Origin of the sequence: Streptomyces olivoverticillatus, assembly GCF_014203555.1 — a bacterium.
In the GTDB taxonomy this organism is placed as follows: domain Bacteria; phylum Actinomycetota; class Actinomycetes; order Streptomycetales; family Streptomycetaceae; genus Streptomyces; species Streptomyces olivoverticillatus.
Genome location: NZ_JACHJH010000006.1, coordinates 402,565 through 418,762 on the forward strand (window position 1 = coordinate 402,565; position 16,198 = coordinate 418,762).

Below are 16,198 nucleotides of genomic sequence, written 5' to 3' on the forward strand. Positions count from 1 at the left end.
ATACAACCGGGGCCGCGGATCAGGAGCCGGGGCTTTCCTCCGGGTCGTGGCCGTCCGTGCCGTCGGGGCCGGTGCTCGGGGGAGCCGGCGGGGCGGGAGGCTGTGCCGGTGCCGGGGGGTTCGCGGGGGTGGTGGCCGGCTTGGGGGGCTGCGGGGGCTGGGTGACCGACGTCAGATAGGCGGAGACCACCACGTTGGCCTTGTAGCCGTGGTGAGCCCGGTCGTAGTCGCCGCCGCAGGTGATCAGGTGGAGTTCGGCGCGGTTCGGGTCCCGCGGCCCGTACTCCTTCTCGGCGTTGAAGTGGTCGTTGGCGACGAGGGAGACGTCCTCGACGGTGAAGTCGGCGGTCGAGCCGTCGGTGCGGGTGATGCTGACGGTCGTACCGCGCTTGATGGTTCTGAGCTCGAAGAAGACGGCCGACGACTGCTTGGTGTCGACGTGGCCGACGAGTACGGCCGCGCCGGCGCTGCCGGGCCGGGGGCCGTCCCGGTACCAGGCCACGGAGCCCGGCCGGTCGTACGGGGGCGCCTCGACCCCGCCCTGCGGGTCGAGCCCGTGGGCCTCGATGGGCGCCGTCAGGCCCATGGCCTTGATGACGAGCGACTTGGGGTCCGCCCCCGGCACCGGTTCGTGTGCCGGGGGCAGGCCCTGCGCAGGGGAGTGGCCCTTGATGGCGACACCACCGGGTTTCGGAGCCTTGGCCGTCGGCCCCTCGGTGGTGTCATTGTTGCTCGCCAGCCACACGGCCAGCAGCAACGTCGCCCAGACCACCCCTGTCAGCAGACGGCCGAGGCCGCCCCTGCGCGCATCTGACATGACGCCGGATCGCTCCCTGTCACTGCTTGGCCGCGTTGGCGCGGCGGCGGTACCAGATCAGTCCACCGGCAATACCCAACGCGCCGCCCGCGAGGACGAGTGCCGGGGTTTCGGGAGACGAGGATTCCGACGCGGCCACGGTCGCGGTCGCACCGCCACCCGCGTGCGCGGGTGCGTGAGGCCGGCCGTGCTCCTCGTGGTCCCGGCCGTGTTCGCCGCGGCCGTGGTCCTCACGTCCGTGGTCGTCACGACCGTGTTCGCCGCGGCCCTCGTGGTCCCGGCCGTGTTCGCCGCGGCCGTGTTCGCCGCGGCCGTGGTCCTCACGTCCGTGGTCCTCGCGCCCGTGGTCGTCACGACCATGGTCCTCACGACCGTCGTGGTCCCGGCCGTGTTCGCCGCGGCCCTCGTGGTCCCGGCCGTGTTCGCCGCGACCGTGCTCGTCACGACCGTGGTCCTCACGTCCGTGATCGTCACGCTCGTCGCAGTCCTCACGGTCCCGGTCACCGCGCCCGTGATCGTCGTCACGGTCGCAGTCCTCACGGCCGCAGTCCTCACGGCCGCCGTCACGACCGTGACCGCCACCGTGGTCGGTGGCCACGAGACGGCTTTCCGCCTGGACGGGGGACAGAGCGTAGGCGGCGGGCGCCGCGCAGACGGCAACGGCCGTCAGAGTGCCGCAGAGAGCGGTACGTATTGACTTCATTGGATGTACCTCCTTGCTCAGAGGTTCACCCGGCTCTCCACGCGGGGCATCCGCACGGTAGTTGAATTGCTCCATTCGGTAATGGATCAGGGCCACACGGGTCACCGGGGGCCCGTGACCGGGTGCTGGGCGCCCGGCAGAACCCCGGATTTCCGGCCGAGTGGGGCGAGGCGGGGCAATTTGCCCGGATCTTGACCGGCCGGCCTGGGGGGCGGGTGGCCCGGGACCGGGTGGGCGGTCGGGGTCAGGGTGGGGCCGGGGTGGCGGCAGCGGTTCGATATGTGCCCCAAATCAGTACACCGGCCGGGTTCGACCGGGGTAATTCCACAAGAAGCCGCCCCGAGTTCTGGCGGGTACGTCGCTATCCCGCCTCGTGGCCCTCATTGAGGATCGTGGGACATCCGGAAGGGCTCCGTCCGTTTCGATCGGCTCTGCACTCCTATATCGACTATGAGGACTCATGTTGGCCCCATGCGGCTCCCGTGCCATCCCCTCCAGAGGGAGATCCAGTGAAAAGCCATGCCGGGAGTCATGCAGGTCATGTCAGGAGTCATGTCGCATGGCGGATGGGGGAGCGCTGACACCTTGAGGTTCCGGATGCGTCGTCCAAGCAGCACGCCCGTGCTTCCGTCTCCGGAGGAATCGGCCCCCACCCCGGTCGTCCACGCCGAAGAGCCGAAGGCCGCGGAAGCGCCTTTGTCGGACCACGAGATAGCCCTTATCAGGACTTCCCTGTCGATGGTCGAGCCGCTCGCGGGGGAGATAACGGTCTATTTCTACGCGATCCTTTTCGCCCGCTATCCCGACGTCCGTCCGATGTTCCCGGAAGGGATGGATGCCCAGCGCGATCGCCTCCTGCGCGCGCTGTTGCGCATCGTGGACATGGTCGACGCCCCCGAAAACCTCGTCCGCTTCTGCGGACACCTCGGCCGTGATCACCGCAAGTTCGGCACCCTCGCCGCGCACTTCCCGGCCGTGGGCGAGTGCCTCCTCGACTCCCTGGCCCGGTACGCCGGCCCCGCGTGGACCCCGGAAATCGCCGCCGCCTGGACAAAGGCGTACGGCACGGTCGCCCAGGTCATGATCAGTGCGGCCGAGGAGGACGAGGCGGTACGGCCCGCCGTGTGGCCCGCCACGGTGGTGCACCGTGTCTCGCGCGGCAACGGCATCGCCGAAATCACCGTGCGCCCCCATATCGCGTACGAGTACGCCGCAGGCCAATACGCGAGCGTCGAGACCCCTTGGTGGCCGAAGCGGTGGCGTTACTACTCCATCGGCAACGCCCCTCGCGAGGACGGCACACTCACCTTCCACGTGCGCGCAGTGCCCGGCGGCTCGGTCAGCAATGCGCTGGTGCATCGAGCGGCGGTGGGCGACGTACTCCAACTGGGCCCTCCGATGGGCGACATGAACCTGGACGTGGCCGACCACAGCGAACTGCTCCTGGTGGCCGGCGGCACCGGTCTCGCCCCGATCCGCGCACTCATCGAAGAGGTCGCCCGCCGCGGCGGACGCCACCAAGTGCAACTGTTCCTCGGCGCCCGCACCGCGGCCGAGCTGTACGGCGTTGACGACATGCTCCGCATGGCCCAACGGCACCACTGGCTGACCATCAGGGGCGCGGTCTCCCACGAGCACGTCCCCGGAATCCGGGGCTCCCTGCCGGAGGTGCTGGCCGAGTACGGACCGTGGTTCGAGCACGACGTCTTTCTCAGCGGCCCGGCTCAGATGGTCGTCTCGGCCAAGGAGACGCTCACCCTCCACGGCACCCCGGATCACCTCATCCATCACGACCCGTTCGAGACTCCGGTCCTGTCCGCTCCCTGAGTTCCTGAGCCGCACTCTCTTCCACCCTGCCAGGAGACCCTCTCGTGACCTTGCCTCCGCCGCCTTTCGGGTCAGCAGGTGAGCATCAACTGCAGCAGCAACTGGGCACTGCCGGCCGCGCCGCCCGGTTCTACGACCAACAGGTGCGCTCCCATCTCACTTCCGAGATGCGGGACTTCATCGGCCGCCAGGAAATGGTCTTCCTGGCCACCGCCGACTCCAAGGGGGAGTGCGATTCCAGCTTTCGGGCCGGGCCACCGGGATTTGTCCACGTGATCGACGACCGCACGCTCGCCTACCCCGAATTCCGCGGGAACGGTGTGATGGCGAGTGCCGGCAACATGATCGAGAACCCTCATCTCGGCATGCTCTTCGTGGACTTCACCCACCATCGCGTGGGGCTTCACGTCAATGGCGTGGCCCATCTCTACCGCGACTGGGACCTGCGCAGCATTCATCCCGGACTACCCACTGACGTCGCGCCCGGGCGCAGCCCGGAAATGTGGGTCCACCTCACCGTCGAGGAGGCCTACATCCACTGCTCCAAGCACATCCCCCACCTCCAACCGGCCCCCCGCCCCACGGCCCGCGACACGGCCCGCCCCAAGGACTCGGAGTACTTCACCAGTCCCCGTACGGCAGGGTGGCAGAGCCCTCCGTAGATAGCTGGCTGTTCCCACTGCGTACCCCGGGCCGCCCGGAGCGGATCCGGTCTCGGATCATCTGCCGACGCGGTCTGGCCCGGCATTGCCTCCGCAGGGGCACCAGTAACGGGACAGCCTTCGGTCTGTACGATCATGGTCGTTGGCAGGATGGAGCGGCTCATCTGCTTTGGGGCCACGGCACGGTTGACGAGCCGCCGATCCGACCCCCGAAAGGAGAACCGCTGATATGCCTCTGGTTCGTATTGACGCATTGAGGGCCGACAGCGATCGGCTCGACGCACTCGGGCGCGCCGTGCACGACGCCTTGGTCGAGACAATCGGTTTCCCGCCCGACGACCGGTTCCAGGTACTGGTCAGCCACGACGGGGTCAGCAGCACGCTGCGTTACGACAATTACCTGGGCATACACCGTGATGACGACATCGTGTTCGTCGCGATCACGCTGCGCTCCGGGCGCACTCCAACGGAGAAGCAGGCGCTCTACAGGCGGATCGCCGAACTCGCCCACGAGTACGCGGGAACCGACCCTCGGAACGTTGTGGTCACTCTGACCGAGAACGAGTCGATTGACTGGTCGTTCGGCTATGGCAAAGCCCAGTACGCCGCTACTGCGGATGAGGTGAACACCGACCCCTCATCGGTAGCCGCTGAGAGCTAACTGGTGAAGCCGTCCAGCGAGAGCGCGAGTTGTTCGTCATGACAGTGCGCGGACGGTTCGAGACCGAACTGCTTTCACGCGTCGGGCGAGGGTGTGGTCGGTCCTGATCAGGAGGTGCGCTTCCGCGCAGTGACGTAGCTGAAGGGCGCGGAGACTCCGGCGCTGTGGTGGCCGGCAGCTGCGAGAGCCAGAGCCAGACGCCTACGTGGTTTGAGGTCCAGGCCCTCGGTGGCGTGCAGGGCGCCGAGTGCGAATTCGTCCCCGCACCCCACGGCCGCGTATCCGTCGGCGGGCTCGGCTATCTGATAGTCGTCGTAGACGGTGAACAGGCGGCCATGTACGCCGACGAGGAACGTCCCGGCCTGCTCCTGCTCGGAGTCCTTGCGCGCCCAGCCGCCGTCCTTGAGGCACTTGCGCAGCTTGTCGACGAAGACGGTGGTCATGAACCGGTCCAGGTCGCCCTTGGGGCTGGGCGCCTTGAACGCGTGGTGCAACAGCTGCCCCATACGGAAGCTGGTGGTGAAGCCCATGGCGTAAGGGCCGTTGCGGAAGATCTTCGGATCCCGGCGGACGCTGATTCTGAGGCCGGAGACACCGGCCGAGTCCCCGCCCAGATGCACCCGCCCGTTGTGCACGAGCCCGACAATCACGGTCACGGTTCTCCCCCTCCGCTGCACCGCCCTCTCGGATACTGCGCCGGAGGAGGCGAGCAGAAACCGAGCAACCTACGGGCGAGACGTCCCGCTACCTTCGCCGATGTCGAGAAGCGGTTCCTCGAGGAGTGAGGCCAGTTCGTCTGCAGCCTGTCGGCCTCGCCACGGACTCCGCCGAAGCATGAAGCGGGCCTGCGAGCTCCGGTCACCCCTGGTCAGTGCAACGCACCAGCAGGGGGCGGCGTGTTCCGACGCCACGGCGCACCGACCCGCTCCGACGCGGCAGACCGGAACGACTCAGTCAGGACGCTCCCCGGATAAGTGCCGAACACCGGATACTCCCGGCGGTGGTAGCAGGACCAGTTCCGCGGGTGCGGGACGACAGCCCAGGGAAGTGCGGGCCTGGTCGGCCAGGGGAACTACCCTCGCGCCAGCGGGGGTAGTTCGTGTACCGGCCGCGTCCTTGATCGCGGTCGTGCCCACTACGCCAGGTTCCTGAACGGCGTGCGAGAACAGGCCAACCGCCTCATTGAGCAGTCCATGCAGGAGTGGGACCGCATCGGCCAGGGTGCGGCGTCTGAGGGGTGAGCCGGGGGTATTGGTCCGTGACTGGTCCGGAAGCGCTGGTCAGGGGCGGGATAGCCATGTGAGGAACTGGGAGTTACACCGCAAACCGGGCACTGCTCTGGGCGGGGTGAGCGGAAGGCGTCTGACGGGCATAAGCCCAGGTCAGACGCCTTTTCTCGTGCGTCTAGAAGAAGCCGAGCTTCTTCGGGGAGTACGACACCAGCATGTTCTTCGTCTGCTGGTAGTGACCCAGCATCATCTTGTGGCCCTCCCTCCCTATGCCCGACTGTTTGTAGCCGCCGAAGGCTGCGTGGGCCGGGTAGGCGTGGTAGCAGTTGGTCCAGACTCGGCCTGCCTGGATGGCTCTTGCCGCGCGGTAGGCCGTGGTGCCGTTGCGGGTCCAGACGCCTGCGCCCAGGCCGTAGAGGGTGTCGTTGGCCTGGGAGATCGCGTCGGTGAAGTCCGTGAAGGGGGCCACCGCCACTACCGGGCCGAAGATTTCCTCCTGGAAGATGCGCATGCGGTTGTGGCCTTCGAAGATCGTGGGCTGGACGTAGTAGCCGCCCGCGAGTTCGCCGTCCAGGTCGGCGCGGGCGCCGCCGGTGAGGGTGCGGGCGCCTTCCTGGCGGGCGATGTCGAGGTAGGAGAGGATCTTCTCCAGCTGGTCGTTGGAGGCCTGGGCGCCGATCATCGTCTCCGTGTCCAGGGGGTGCCCGGGGCGGATGCGTTCCGTGCGGGCCGTCGCCGCCTCCAGGAAGGCCGCGTAGTGGCCGCGCTCGATGAGGGCGCGGGACGGGCAGGTGCAGACCTCGCCCTGGTTGAGGGCGAACATGGTGAAGCCCTCTAGGGCCTTGTCGAGGAAGTCGTCGTCGGCCGCGGAGACGTCGTCGAAGAAGATGTTGGGGCTCTTGCCGCCGAGTTCGAGCGTCACCGGCTTCAGGTTCTCCGACGCGTACTGCATGATCAGGCGGCCTGTTGTCGTTTCGCCGGTGAAGGCGATTTTTGCTACGCGAGGGCTGGAGGCCAGCGGTTTGCCCGCTTCCACCCCGAAGCCGTTCACGATGTTCACCACGCCCGGCGGCAGCAGGTCCGCCACCAGGTCCAGCCAGACGTGGATGGAGGCCGGGGTCTGCTCCGCCGGCTTGAGGACCACCGCGTTGCCCGCCGCCAGGGCCGGGGCCAGTTTCCAAGCGGCCATCAGGAGGGGGAAGTTCCACGGGATGATCTGGGCCACCACGCCCAGCGGCTCGTGGAAGTGGTACGCCACCGTGTCCTCGTCGATCTCCGAGAGGCCGCCCTCCTGGGCCCGGATGGCGCCCGCGAAGTAGCGGAAATGGTCGATGGCCAGCGGGATGTCGGCGGCCAGCGTCTCGCGGACCGGCTTGCCGTTCTCCCAGGACTCCGCGACCGCGAGGACTTCCAGGTTCCGCTCCATGCGGTCGGCGATGCGGTTCAGCACGGCGGCGCGCTCGGCGGGCGAGGTGCGGGCCCAGGAGGGGGCGGCGGCGTGGGCGGCGTCCAGGGCCCGCTCGACGTCCTCCGCCGTGCCGCGCGCCACCTCGGTGAAGGTCATGCCGTTGATGGGGGTCGGGTTCTCGAAGTAGCCGCCCTGCTTGGGCGGTACGTACTCGCCGCCGATCCAGTGGTCGTACCGCGGCCGGTAGGTGACGATCGCGTCGGGGGAGCCCGGGCTGGCGTATCGGGTCATGGGGGACGGCCCTCCGGTTGACGGGGCTGACGTCTTGCAGTCGGCAGGACGCTAGCCCCCGGCACGTTGCGCGAACGTTGCCCGCAGGCGCCCGGCCCGCACGGCCACCGAGCGCCGGTGCCCGGCGCTCTCCGGAAGGGCCGCCAGCAGCCGCTCCCACACCTCCAGATCACCCTCGCCCCACGCGCTGTCCGCCCACAGCTGGAGCGCGGCTGCATCGCCGCTGCCCAGCACGGCCCGGCGCAACCGGTCCTCCAGCAGCCGCCGCATCCGGCCCACCCCCGGCGCCTCCGACGTCGGCAGCAGCGGACCGCTGTACGAACGCAGGGCCGAGCGGAGGTCCCCCGCCGCCAACTCGCCCTCTACGCACGCCGCATCCGTCTCCAGCGGGCCGCACAGGCGGTACGGGCGGGACGCGAGCAGCGGGCCCACCAGGCGCCGCAGCCGGGACAGCTCGGCGCGCAGGGTCACCGGCGGCACCGGACGCTCCCCGTACAGGGCCGCCGCCAGTTGCTCGCCCGTCAGCCCTTCGGGGCGGCCGGACAGCAGGACGAGGATCTCGCTGTGCCGCCGCCCCAGCCGTAATCGCCGCCCGTCCACCACCAGCAGCGCCTCGTCCCGGCCGAGCGCCGACAGCACCCGGCGCGGCCCGGTACCGGTCGTCGCCAGGTGCGCCTCGGCCGCCCGCGCGGTCGCCTGGACCAGCGCGAGGCTGTGCGGCCCCGCGAGGTGGTCGCCGCCGGTGAGGTCCACCGCACCCAGCAGCCGGCCGGTGTGCAGGTCGTGCACGGGGGCGGCGGCGCAAGTCCAGTGCTGCACCAGCCGGTTGTAGTGCTCGGTGGCGAAGATCTGCACGGCGTGGTCGAGGGCGAGCGCGGTGCCCGGGGCGTTGGTGCCCGCGTGGCGCTCGTCCCAGCGGGCGCCCGCGACGAAGTTCATCCGCTCGGCCCGTCTCCGCAGCCCCGCATGCCCCTCCACCCACAGCAGCCGGCCCGCGGCGTCGCACACCGCGAGCAGGTGCGCGCCGTCGTCGGCGATGGAGCCCAACAGCTCGCGGAAGAGCGGCATCGCGCGCGCCATCGGATGCGCGCGGCGGTAGCGCTCGAGCTCGCCGCCCTCCAGCTCGACCGGAGCCGTGAACTCGGCCCCGGGCAGCGCCGCCGCCGAGCGCCGCCAGGAGTCGGCGACCACGTCCCGTACGCCCGGGCGCACGCCGCCGCCGGAGACGAACGCCGCATGGGCGCCCCGGACCGTGCGGCTCCGCTCGGCGGGATCGGCTCCGCACGCCATCGCCAGCCATGGATTGACCACGTGGACCCTCCCCGGAGGCCGTCCGCCGACCTCGACGATACCGCCGCGCAGCACGGAAGTTGATCGTGCGGCACGGCCGCCGACGCCGGGAGCAGCGCCGGAACATCAGGCTCCGGGCAGCTGCGGGCCGATGGACCTTGCGGTGAACACATCAGTCACGCGAATCTGCCCCCACAGCAACGAACTCCAGCAAACGAACGTCCGCAAACGAACTCCCGAACGGATACGACGACATGGCCGACTCCCACCCCCGGACCTCCACCTCCCAGGTCCTCCTCGACATAGCCGAGCGCACGCTCGCCGCCTACATCACCACCTTTCTCGGACTGCTCATCGCCGACGGTTTCGATCTCACCAGCGTCTCGGCGATCAAGGCGGCCGCCATCGCCGCGCTGCCGGCCGCCCTCTCCGTGATCAAGGGGGCGATCGGAGCGCGCTTCGGCGACCGGACGAGCGCCGCCTGGCTGCCGCGCAGGAGCGGGGGTGAGGGCGGGGGCGGACAGAAGTAGTCCACCGGCGCCGGGGGAGGGACGGCCGCCGGAGTGGAGGCGTTCACACGGGGTGCGCGCGCCGCACACACACCTCCCCCCACGCACACGTTCCCGGCCGGGGGGATGCGGAGTTGACTTACTCGTGCGAGTCCCACATGGCGCGACGGGACCGGGTCACCGGTCATTCCCCCCGAGCCGGAGGCCCGCCGCCCCGTACCGCCGGGCGGACGGTACGGGGCGGAGCCATGCCTCCGAGTAGGGGGTCGTACGGGCGACAGCGCGCCCCCCGCCTGCGCCGCGCGCGGGGCGGGTGCAACGATGTCCCCGTCATGAGAACAGGGGAGCCGACGCATCAGGTGCCGCGGGCCCTGCGAGCCGCAGTGTTCGCAGCGGTCTGTGTGCTGCTGGCTGCCCTCGGCCACGCTGTCATGTCCGGGACCGACGTCCCGTGGTGGGCTGTCGCCGTCGCGCTGTGCGGTACGGGCAGCTGCGCATGGTTCGCGGCGGGGCGCGAGCGCGGCCCGCTGCTGATCACGCTCGCCACGGTGGGCGCCCAGACGGCCTTGCACTCCTTCTTCTCGCTCGCCCAGCAGGTCGCCCACAAGGCGGCTGCCGCCGGGACGGGCGCGATGCCGGACGCCGCCCTGCAGACCGGCGACGCCTCGTGCGGCGGACTGCCGATGCCCCTGGGCAGCGGCGGTGGTGGCACGGCCGGCATGGCGCACTCCATGCCGGACGCCCTCGGCATGCCGATGGACGCCATGACGATGGACGTCATGCCCATGCACGCGATGCCGCTGCACCTCGGCCACGGCGCCCTCGGCATGTGGTCGGCGCACGTACTGGTCGCGGTCGTCTGCGGCATCTGGCTCTCCGGCGGCGAACAGGCCGCCTTCCGGCTCGGCCGCGCGATCGGCGCCCGCCTCTTCGCGCCGCTGCTCTTCCTCTTCCACGACGCGCCGGTGCGCCAGGGCCCGCCGCGCGTCCGCGCCGGCCTCGGGCGCGCCGCCCAGCGGCTGCGCCGGCTGCTGTACGCCCACGTCCTCGACACGCGGGGTCCTCCCACGGTCCGAGCCGCCGTCGCCTGACGGCGACCGACAAGGCCGGACCACTTCACCGGGCCGCCCGCGCCGTACGCGGCGCGAGAGCGCCCCGGATTCCAGGAAGGACCCAGGGCGATGACCCCTGCCCTCACCCGGCCGGCTGCCTCAGCCGAGCCCGGAACCACCACCGACGTCACCCACGACGCCGAGCCCAAAACCTCCGCCCGCGTCACCCACCGCGCCGAGCCCCAGCCCCGCCGCGAGCACCTTGAGCCGGCGCGCCCGCTCGCCCCAGTCGCGGCATGCGGGGCACTCCCGCAGATGCGCGTCGAGCGCCGCGCCGGGGATGCCCGGCGGCAGCGCCTCGCCGTCGACGCGGGCGGATATGGCGGTACGAAACTCACTGCAGTGCACCCCGCCATCGTCCCCGGCGCGGACGCATCCGTGCGCACCACCCCCCGCGCGGGGGGCCGCCGTGCGTGACGACCAGACGGTGACCGCCTGGGCGCTCGAGGCCCGCGGCGGGGACGCCGACGCCGTGGAGCGCTTCATCCGAGCCACCCAGAATGACGTACGGCGCTACGTGGCACGCCTGAGCAACGATCCGCAGGGTGCGGACGACCTCGTTCAGGAAACGTATCTGCGTGCATTGCGCTCCTTGCCGCGCTTCGAGGGCCGTTCCTCGGCCCGTACCTGGCTGTTGTCCATCGCCCGCCGCACGGTCGTGGACCGCCTGCGCTTCCAGGCGGCCCGGCCGCGGCTGTCCGACACGGACGACTGGCAGTCGGCCGCCGAACGGGCCCAGCCCGCGGGGCTGCCCGGCTTCGACGAGGGCGTGGCCCTCTCCCAGCTGCTCGACCGCCTGCCGTACGAGCGCCGCGAGGCGTTCGTGCTGACCCAGCTGCTGGGGCTGCCGTACGCGGAGGCGGCGGTGGTCGTTGGCTGCCCGGTCGGCACCGTGCGCTCCCGGGTGGCCCGGGCGCGCGAGGCGCTGATCGTCCAGCTGGAGACGGCCGAGCGCGCCGCGGCGCGCATACCGGCGATGGCGGGCTAGCCGGCCCACCCACAACCAGCTCGCCCACATGCGGAGGGGGTCACGGTGCTCACGGCACCGTGACCCCCTCCGCCGTTTCCGGGAGGTCAGCTGCCCGGCCGTACCACCACGGCCTCCGCCCGCACCGCGCCGCTCTCGCGGAAGTGCAGGACGACCGGGAGCCGGTCGCCGACCCGCAGCCGGGGCGGCGACGTCACCATGACGTCCAGCCCGTGCGGCGACATCTCCAGCGTGCCGTGCGCGGGCAGGGGCGCCTCGGTGACCATGCGCATGGAGCCCGCGCCGTCCTTGACGACCGTACGGCTGAGCATCGCGCGCCCTGCCGTGGGCACGTCGACGCCGACGAGCTCGTCGGCGACGTCCCCGGTGTTGCGCAGCCGGAAGAACGCGGCGGTGTCGTCCGTGCCGAACGGCACCAGGACGCGGGCGTCCTCCACGGTCACGGCCGCGGGGTGGCTCGCGGCGCCGGAGGCCGTCCAGGCGCCGAGGCCGCCGAGGGCAACGGCGCAGGCCGCGACGGGCACGAGGGCGGCCCGCAGGGTCCGCATGAGGGGGGAGTCGTTCATCGCGCGCCTCCTCGCGACGCCGGGGCGGCGGTGCGGCCGCGGGACGGGGACGGCTGCCAGGTGCGCAGCCGCAGGCTGTTGCCCACCACCAGGAGCGAGCTGGCGGACATCGCCGCCGCCGCGACCATCGGGCTCAGCAGCCCCGCCGCCGCGAGCGGCAGGGTGACCAGGTTGTAGCCGAACGCCCAGGCGAGGTTGGACCGCACCGTCACGGAGGTGCGGCGGGCCAGCCGGACTGCGTCGGCGAGCGCGCTCATGTCCTCGCGGACGAGCGTCACGTCGGCCGCGCCGATGGCCGCGTCGGTGCCGCTGCCCATCGCGATGCCGAGGTCGGCGCCCGCGAGGGCGGCCGTGTCGTTGACCCCGTCGCCGATCACGGCGACCCGGTGGCCCTGCTCGCGCAGGGTGCGGACGAGCTCCGCCTTGTCCTCGGGGGTGGCGCGGGCGTGCACTTCGGTGATGCCGAGCTCGGCCGCGACGGCGCGGGCCGGTGCCTCGCCGTCGCCGGTGGCGAGGACGGGGCGCAGACCGAGCCGCTTGAGGTGGTCGACGGCGCGGTAACTGCCGGCGCGTACGGTGTCGCCGAGGGCGATCACCGCTTCGGGGATGCCGTCGATGTGGACGAGGACGGCTGTGCGGCCGGCGTCGTCGGCGCGGCGGAGGGCCGTGGCGAGCCACTCGTCGCCAGGGGCACCAGGCTGAGGCCGTCGCGTTCCCGCCGGACCTTCGCCGTCGTGGTTGCTCGCCGTTGCGGCGGGGAGGGATTCCCCCGACCCGCCCCTTCCCGTTTCTTCCGGGGGCTGCGCCCCCGGGCGGACCACCTCCACCAGGCGGCCCTCCACCTGCGCCCGTACGCCCACCCCGGCCGTCGCCGTGAAGCTCTCCGCAGGGGGCACCGCGACGGCGGACGCGTGAATCGCAAGGCCCACCGGGTGTTCCGAGCCCGCCTCCGCCGCCGCGGCCAGGCGGAGTACGGCGTCGCGGTCGAAGCCGCCAGGGCGGGCGGTCACCTCGGTGACCGTCATCGAACCCGTCGTCAGGGTGCCGGTCTTGTCCAGGACGACCGTGTCGACGCGGCGCAGTCCTTCCAGCGCCTGCGGGCCGCTGACGAGGATGCCGAGCCCGGCGCCGCGGCCCGTGGCGGCCAGCAGGGCCGTGGGCGTGGCCAGCCCCAGGGCGCACGGGCAGGCGACCACGAGCACCGCGACCGCCGTCGTGACGGCCGACTGTGCGGACGCGCCGGCGCCGAGCCAGAAGCCGAGGACCGTGACCGCCACCGACAGCACGGCCGGGACGAAGACGCCCGCGACCGCGTCCGCGACGCGCTGCACCCGGGCCTTGCCCGCCTGCGCGTCCTCCACGAGCCGGGCGATCCGGGCGAGTTGGGTGTCCGCGCCCACCGCCTCGGCCCGTACCTCCAGCACCCCGCCGGAGTTGACCGCGCCGCCGACCACGGCCGCGCCCGGCCCGGCCTCCACGGGCGCGCTCTCGCCCGTGACCAGCGACAGGTCCAGCGCCGAGCTGCCCGAGACCACCACACCGTCGGTCGCGACCCGCTCGCCGGGGCGTACGACGAAGTGGTCGCCCACCCGGAGGCCGTCGATCGGAATCCGGCGTTCGGTGCCGTCGGGCGCCCGTACGACCACGTCCTTGGCCGCGAGCGAGGCGAGCGCCCGCAGCGCCGAGCCCGTGCCGCGCCGGGCCCGCGCCTCCAGCAGCCGCCCGACCAGGACGAACAGCGGCACGCCGACCACCGCCTCCAGGTACACGTCCGCCGTGCCGGTCGTCATCGAGGGCACCAGCGTGAACGGCATCCGCATGCCCGGCTCGCCCGCGCCGCCGAAGAAGAGGGCGTAGGCCGACCAGAGGTAGGAGGCCAGCACGCCGAGGGAGACGAGCGTGTCCATGGTCGCGGTCGAGTGCCGCAGCCCGCGCAGCGCCCGCTCGTGGAAGGGCCATGCTCCCCAGAGCGCGACCGGCGTGGCCAGGGCGAAGCAGAGCCACTGCCAGGAGTCGAACTGCGCCGCGGGGACCATGGACAGCACCAGGACCGGCACGGACAGCAGGGCGGTGACCGCCAGCCGGAGCACACCGGCGGGCGCCTCGGCCGCGCCCTGGTCAGACGTCTCGGGCGATACGGGCTGGGGCAGCGCGGCCGTGAAGCCCGCGCCCTCCACCACTGCCATCAGCTCGTCGGCCGTCACGTCGGCCGGGTGGCTGACGCGGGCCCGGCCCGTGGCGAGGTTGACGGTGGCGCGCACGCCGTCCAGCCGCCCGAGCTTCTTCTCGACGCGAGCCACACAGGCGGCGCAGGTCATGCCGCCGACGATCAGCTCGGTCTCGGCGACGGCAGTGCCCGCCGCGCCCGTCTCGGCGCGTGTCGTCGTACTCATCAGTGACTCATCCCCGGCATGTCGCCCATGGTGCCCATGTCGCCGCCCGATCCCTGGCCGCCCGAGCCCGACCCGGAGCCGGATCCGCCGCCCTCGCCACCGCCCGAGCGGTGGATTCCGGGCGCCACGGGCCCGGCCGCCACCCCCGCCGCATAGGCGGCGCCGAAGACGGCGGCCAGCAGCAGGACGAAGCCGAACAGGGCTGCATACGGTCTGAGGAGGGTGCGCGGGGAGCGCGCTGGACGTGCGGTCATCGCCGCATCGTGACACGGCGCGGGCCGTCCGCTCCCGAATGCGCCGTCTTCTCGGCACGTGAGGATTGTCCCTTTCGCGGGCGGGAACCAGCGCGCCGGCCCGCCCGACTACCCAGAGATCACGGCGCAGTCGACGCCCCCTAAGCCCGCCTGGGCGCCCGCCGGATTGCCGGGAACTCCCGCCGCTCTCCATCCGACTTCCTACGGGTCCACGACTTCGCGAGGAGAGCCCCACCGTGTCGCTGCCCGACCCCGTACCCCTCTACGGACCCGAGTACAAGCGCGATCCGTACCCGCTGTACGCCCGGATGCGCGAAGCAGGCCCCATCCACCGGGTGCTCTTCCCCAGCGGGGTCACCGCCTGGCTGGTCACCGGCCACGCCGCCGCCCAGCGCACGCTCGCCGACCCGCGGCTGGGCAAGAATCACGCACTGGGCAACGATCGCTGGCGCGCCCGCGCCTCGATCATGCCCGAGCCGCAGCACTCCCAGCTCCAGGTGCACCTCCTGCACCAGGACCCGCCCAAGCACACCGCCATGCGGCAGTTGGTCACCGATGCCTTCGCCCCGCGCCGCATGGAGGAGCTGCGCCCGCGCTTCCAGCAGATGGCGGACGCGCTGCTGGACGCCATACCCGCCGAGGCGGACGGCGCCGACCTCGTGCGCTGCTTCGCCGCCCGCTTCCCCTTCCAGGTCCTCTCCGAGGTCATTGGCCTGCCCCCGCACCTGGCCGCCCGCTTCCGGCGCGAGTGGGGCAAGGTCGTGGCGCCCGTGGGCCCGGCCGACCCCGGCCGCCCGGCCTACGAGGCACTGCTGCGCGAACTCCAGGGATACATCGCCGAGATCGTCGCCGACCGCCGCGAGCACCCCGGCGACGGGCTGCTCGGCCGCTTGGTGCTCGCCCGCGACGAGGGCGAACTGACCCAGGAGGAGCTGGACTCCATGATCTTCCAGCTGCTGGTGGCCGGACAGGAGCCCGTCACCAACCAGATCACCACGGCGCTGGTGAACCTGATGCGCCACCCGGAGGCCCTGGAGCGGCTGCGCGCCGAACCCGCCCTGATGCCGAGGGCCGTGGAGGAGCTGATGCGCCTCGACAGCGCCTTCGAGCTCACCACCTGGCGCTTCCTTGCCGAGGACGCCGACCTGCACGGCACCCGCGTCCCGGCGGGCGACTCCGTGATCGTCTCGCTCTGCGCCGCCAACCGCGACCCCGAGCGCTTCCCTGACCCCGACACCCTCGACCTCGACCGTGCACAGGGCCCCCACCTGGGCTTCGGGCACGGCATCCACTTCTGTCCCGGCGCGGCCCTGGCCCGCATCGAACTCCAGGTCGCCCTCGGCACCCTGATCCGCCGACTGCCCGGGCTGCGCCTCGCCGTCCCCGACGAGGAGCTCTCCTGGATCCCCGCCGTCCTCGGCCGGGGCACCTCCGAGCTGCCCGTCGCCTTCGAACGGCCCGTCTGCCCCCGCTCCCGTGGATGACCGC

16 protein-coding genes are annotated in these 16,198 nt (G+C 71.9%); 8 read left to right on the plus strand and 8 right to left on the minus strand.

All coding sequences use genetic code 11. The features are described 5' to 3' along the window. Positions 1 to 19: 19 nt before the first annotated feature. Entirely contained in the window at positions 20 to 817 is a 798-nt protein-coding gene (locus FHS39_RS21385) for a class F sortase (protein WP_184351025.1), read from the minus strand. 187 nt (positions 818 to 1,004) lie between these two features. Between FHS39_RS21385 and FHS39_RS21390 the strand changes: the two genes are divergently transcribed. The 4 genes from FHS39_RS21390 to FHS39_RS21405 all read left to right on the plus strand — a co-directional run bounded on the left by FHS39_RS21390 (position 1,005) and on the right by FHS39_RS21405 (position 4,670). Continuing rightward, positions 1,005 to 1,514: a hypothetical protein gene (locus FHS39_RS21390; protein WP_184351026.1), complete on the plus strand. Its 510-nt coding sequence runs from the start codon at positions 1,005 to 1,007 to the stop codon at positions 1,512 to 1,514. A gap of 744 nt (positions 1,515 to 2,258) precedes the next feature. Next, positions 2,259 to 3,347: a globin domain-containing protein gene (locus FHS39_RS21395; RefSeq protein WP_246470370.1), complete on the plus strand. Its 1,089-nt coding sequence runs from the start codon at positions 2,259 to 2,261 to the stop codon at positions 3,345 to 3,347. Between the two features lie 44 nt (positions 3,348 to 3,391). Beyond that, a complete protein-coding gene (locus FHS39_RS21400; RefSeq protein WP_184351028.1) occupies positions 3,392 to 4,009 on the plus strand; it encodes a pyridoxamine 5'-phosphate oxidase family protein in 618 nt (205 codons plus the stop codon). 229 nt (positions 4,010 to 4,238) lie between these two features. After that, entirely contained in the window at positions 4,239 to 4,670 is a 432-nt protein-coding gene (locus tag FHS39_RS21405; RefSeq protein WP_184351029.1) for a tautomerase family protein, read from the plus strand. Between the two features lie 107 nt (positions 4,671 to 4,777). Here the strand turns inward: FHS39_RS21405 and FHS39_RS21410 are convergent, their stop codons facing one another. From FHS39_RS21410 to FHS39_RS21420, 3 genes are all read right to left on the minus strand, one after another. Further along, positions 4,778 to 5,326, minus strand: a complete 549-nt coding sequence (locus tag FHS39_RS21410) for a hypothetical protein (RefSeq protein ID WP_184351030.1) — start codon at positions 5,324 to 5,326, stop codon at positions 4,778 to 4,780. Between the two features lie 748 nt (positions 5,327 to 6,074). Next, positions 6,075 to 7,598: an acetaldehyde dehydrogenase ExaC gene (gene exaC, locus FHS39_RS21415; protein WP_184351031.1), complete on the minus strand. Its 1,524-nt coding sequence runs from the start codon at positions 7,596 to 7,598 to the stop codon at positions 6,075 to 6,077. A 51-nt stretch (positions 7,599 to 7,649) separates the two neighbouring features. Continuing rightward, positions 7,650 to 8,909, minus strand: a complete 1,260-nt coding sequence (locus tag FHS39_RS21420; RefSeq protein ID WP_184351114.1) for a GAF domain-containing protein — start codon at positions 8,907 to 8,909, stop codon at positions 7,650 to 7,652. A gap of 233 nt (positions 8,910 to 9,142) precedes the next feature. Between FHS39_RS21420 and FHS39_RS21425 the strand changes: the two genes are divergently transcribed. Further along, positions 9,143 to 9,418, plus strand: a complete 276-nt coding sequence (locus FHS39_RS21425; RefSeq protein ID WP_184351032.1) for a holin — start codon at positions 9,143 to 9,145, stop codon at positions 9,416 to 9,418. Positions 9,419 to 9,828: 410 nt separating this feature from the next. Further along, positions 9,829 to 10,488 carry a hypothetical protein gene (locus tag FHS39_RS21430; protein WP_246470371.1) on the plus strand — a complete coding sequence of 220 codons (660 nt, stop codon included), beginning with the start codon at positions 9,829 to 9,831 and terminating at the stop codon, positions 10,486 to 10,488. 120 nt (positions 10,489 to 10,608) lie between these two features. Here FHS39_RS21430 and FHS39_RS21435 read toward each other — a convergent pair whose 3' ends face one another. Next, positions 10,609 to 10,857 (minus strand): zf-HC2 domain-containing protein, encoded by a 249-nt coding sequence (locus FHS39_RS21435; protein ID WP_184351034.1) that lies wholly within the window; start codon positions 10,855 to 10,857, stop codon positions 10,609 to 10,611. 61 nt (positions 10,858 to 10,918) lie between these two features. Here FHS39_RS21435 and FHS39_RS21440 point away from each other — a divergent pair, with 61 nt between their 5' ends. Then, positions 10,919 to 11,497 (plus strand): sigma-70 family RNA polymerase sigma factor, encoded by a 579-nt coding sequence (locus FHS39_RS21440; RefSeq protein WP_184351035.1) that lies wholly within the window; start codon positions 10,919 to 10,921, stop codon positions 11,495 to 11,497. An 86-nt stretch (positions 11,498 to 11,583) separates the two neighbouring features. Here the strand turns inward: FHS39_RS21440 and FHS39_RS21445 are convergent, their stop codons facing one another. From FHS39_RS21445 to FHS39_RS21455, 3 genes are read right to left on the minus strand one after another with little or no spacing between them, the layout of a single operon-like run. Next, positions 11,584 to 12,063, minus strand: a complete 480-nt coding sequence (locus tag FHS39_RS21445; RefSeq protein ID WP_246470372.1) for a copper chaperone PCu(A)C — start codon at positions 12,061 to 12,063, stop codon at positions 11,584 to 11,586. Next, positions 12,060 to 14,456: a heavy metal translocating P-type ATPase gene (locus FHS39_RS21450; RefSeq protein WP_184351036.1), complete on the minus strand. Its 2,397-nt coding sequence runs from the start codon at positions 14,454 to 14,456 to the stop codon at positions 12,060 to 12,062. The genes FHS39_RS21445 and FHS39_RS21450 overlap by 4 nt, the downstream gene beginning before the upstream one ends. Then, entirely contained in the window at positions 14,456 to 14,710 is a 255-nt protein-coding gene (locus FHS39_RS21455) for a hypothetical protein (protein WP_184351037.1), read from the minus strand. Before FHS39_RS21455 ends, FHS39_RS21450 begins: the two co-directional genes overlap by 1 nt. A gap of 236 nt (positions 14,711 to 14,946) precedes the next feature. Between FHS39_RS21455 and FHS39_RS21460 the strand changes: the two genes are divergently transcribed. Continuing rightward, positions 14,947 to 16,194: a cytochrome P450 gene (locus tag FHS39_RS21460; protein WP_184351038.1), complete on the plus strand. Its 1,248-nt coding sequence runs from the start codon at positions 14,947 to 14,949 to the stop codon at positions 16,192 to 16,194. Positions 16,195 to 16,198: the final 4 nt, after the last annotated feature.

What these genes read in the sequence shown, in the direction of transcription:
- FHS39_RS21425 (WP_184351032.1), top strand. Translation starts at nt 9,143, where the DNA reads ATGGCCGACTCCCACCCCCGGACCTCCACCTCCCAGGTCCTCCTCGAC.
- FHS39_RS21405 (WP_184351029.1), top strand. Translation starts at nt 4,239, where the DNA reads ATGCCTCTGGTTCGTATTGACGCATTGAGGGCCGACAGCGATCGGCTC.
- FHS39_RS21430 (WP_246470371.1), top strand. Translation starts at nt 9,829, where the DNA reads ATGTCCGGGACCGACGTCCCGTGGTGGGCTGTCGCCGTCGCGCTGTGC.
- FHS39_RS21445 (WP_246470372.1), bottom strand. Translation starts at nt 12,063, where the DNA reads ATGAACGACTCCCCCCTCATGCGGACCCTGCGGGCCGCCCTCGTGCCC.
- FHS39_RS21385 (WP_184351025.1), bottom strand. Translation starts at nt 817, where the DNA reads ATGTCAGATGCGCGCAGGGGCGGCCTCGGCCGTCTGCTGACAGGGGTG.
- FHS39_RS21395 (WP_246470370.1), top strand. Translation starts at nt 2,259, where the DNA reads ATGGTCGAGCCGCTCGCGGGGGAGATAACGGTCTATTTCTACGCGATC.
- FHS39_RS21455 (WP_184351037.1), bottom strand. Translation starts at nt 14,710, where the DNA reads ATGACCGCACGTCCAGCGCGCTCCCCGCGCACCCTCCTCAGACCGTAT.
- FHS39_RS21450 (WP_184351036.1), bottom strand. Translation starts at nt 14,456, where the DNA reads ATGAGTACGACGACACGCGCCGAGACGGGCGCGGCGGGCACTGCCGTC.
- exaC (WP_184351031.1), bottom strand. Translation starts at nt 7,598, where the DNA reads ATGACCCGATACGCCAGCCCGGGCTCCCCCGACGCGATCGTCACCTAC.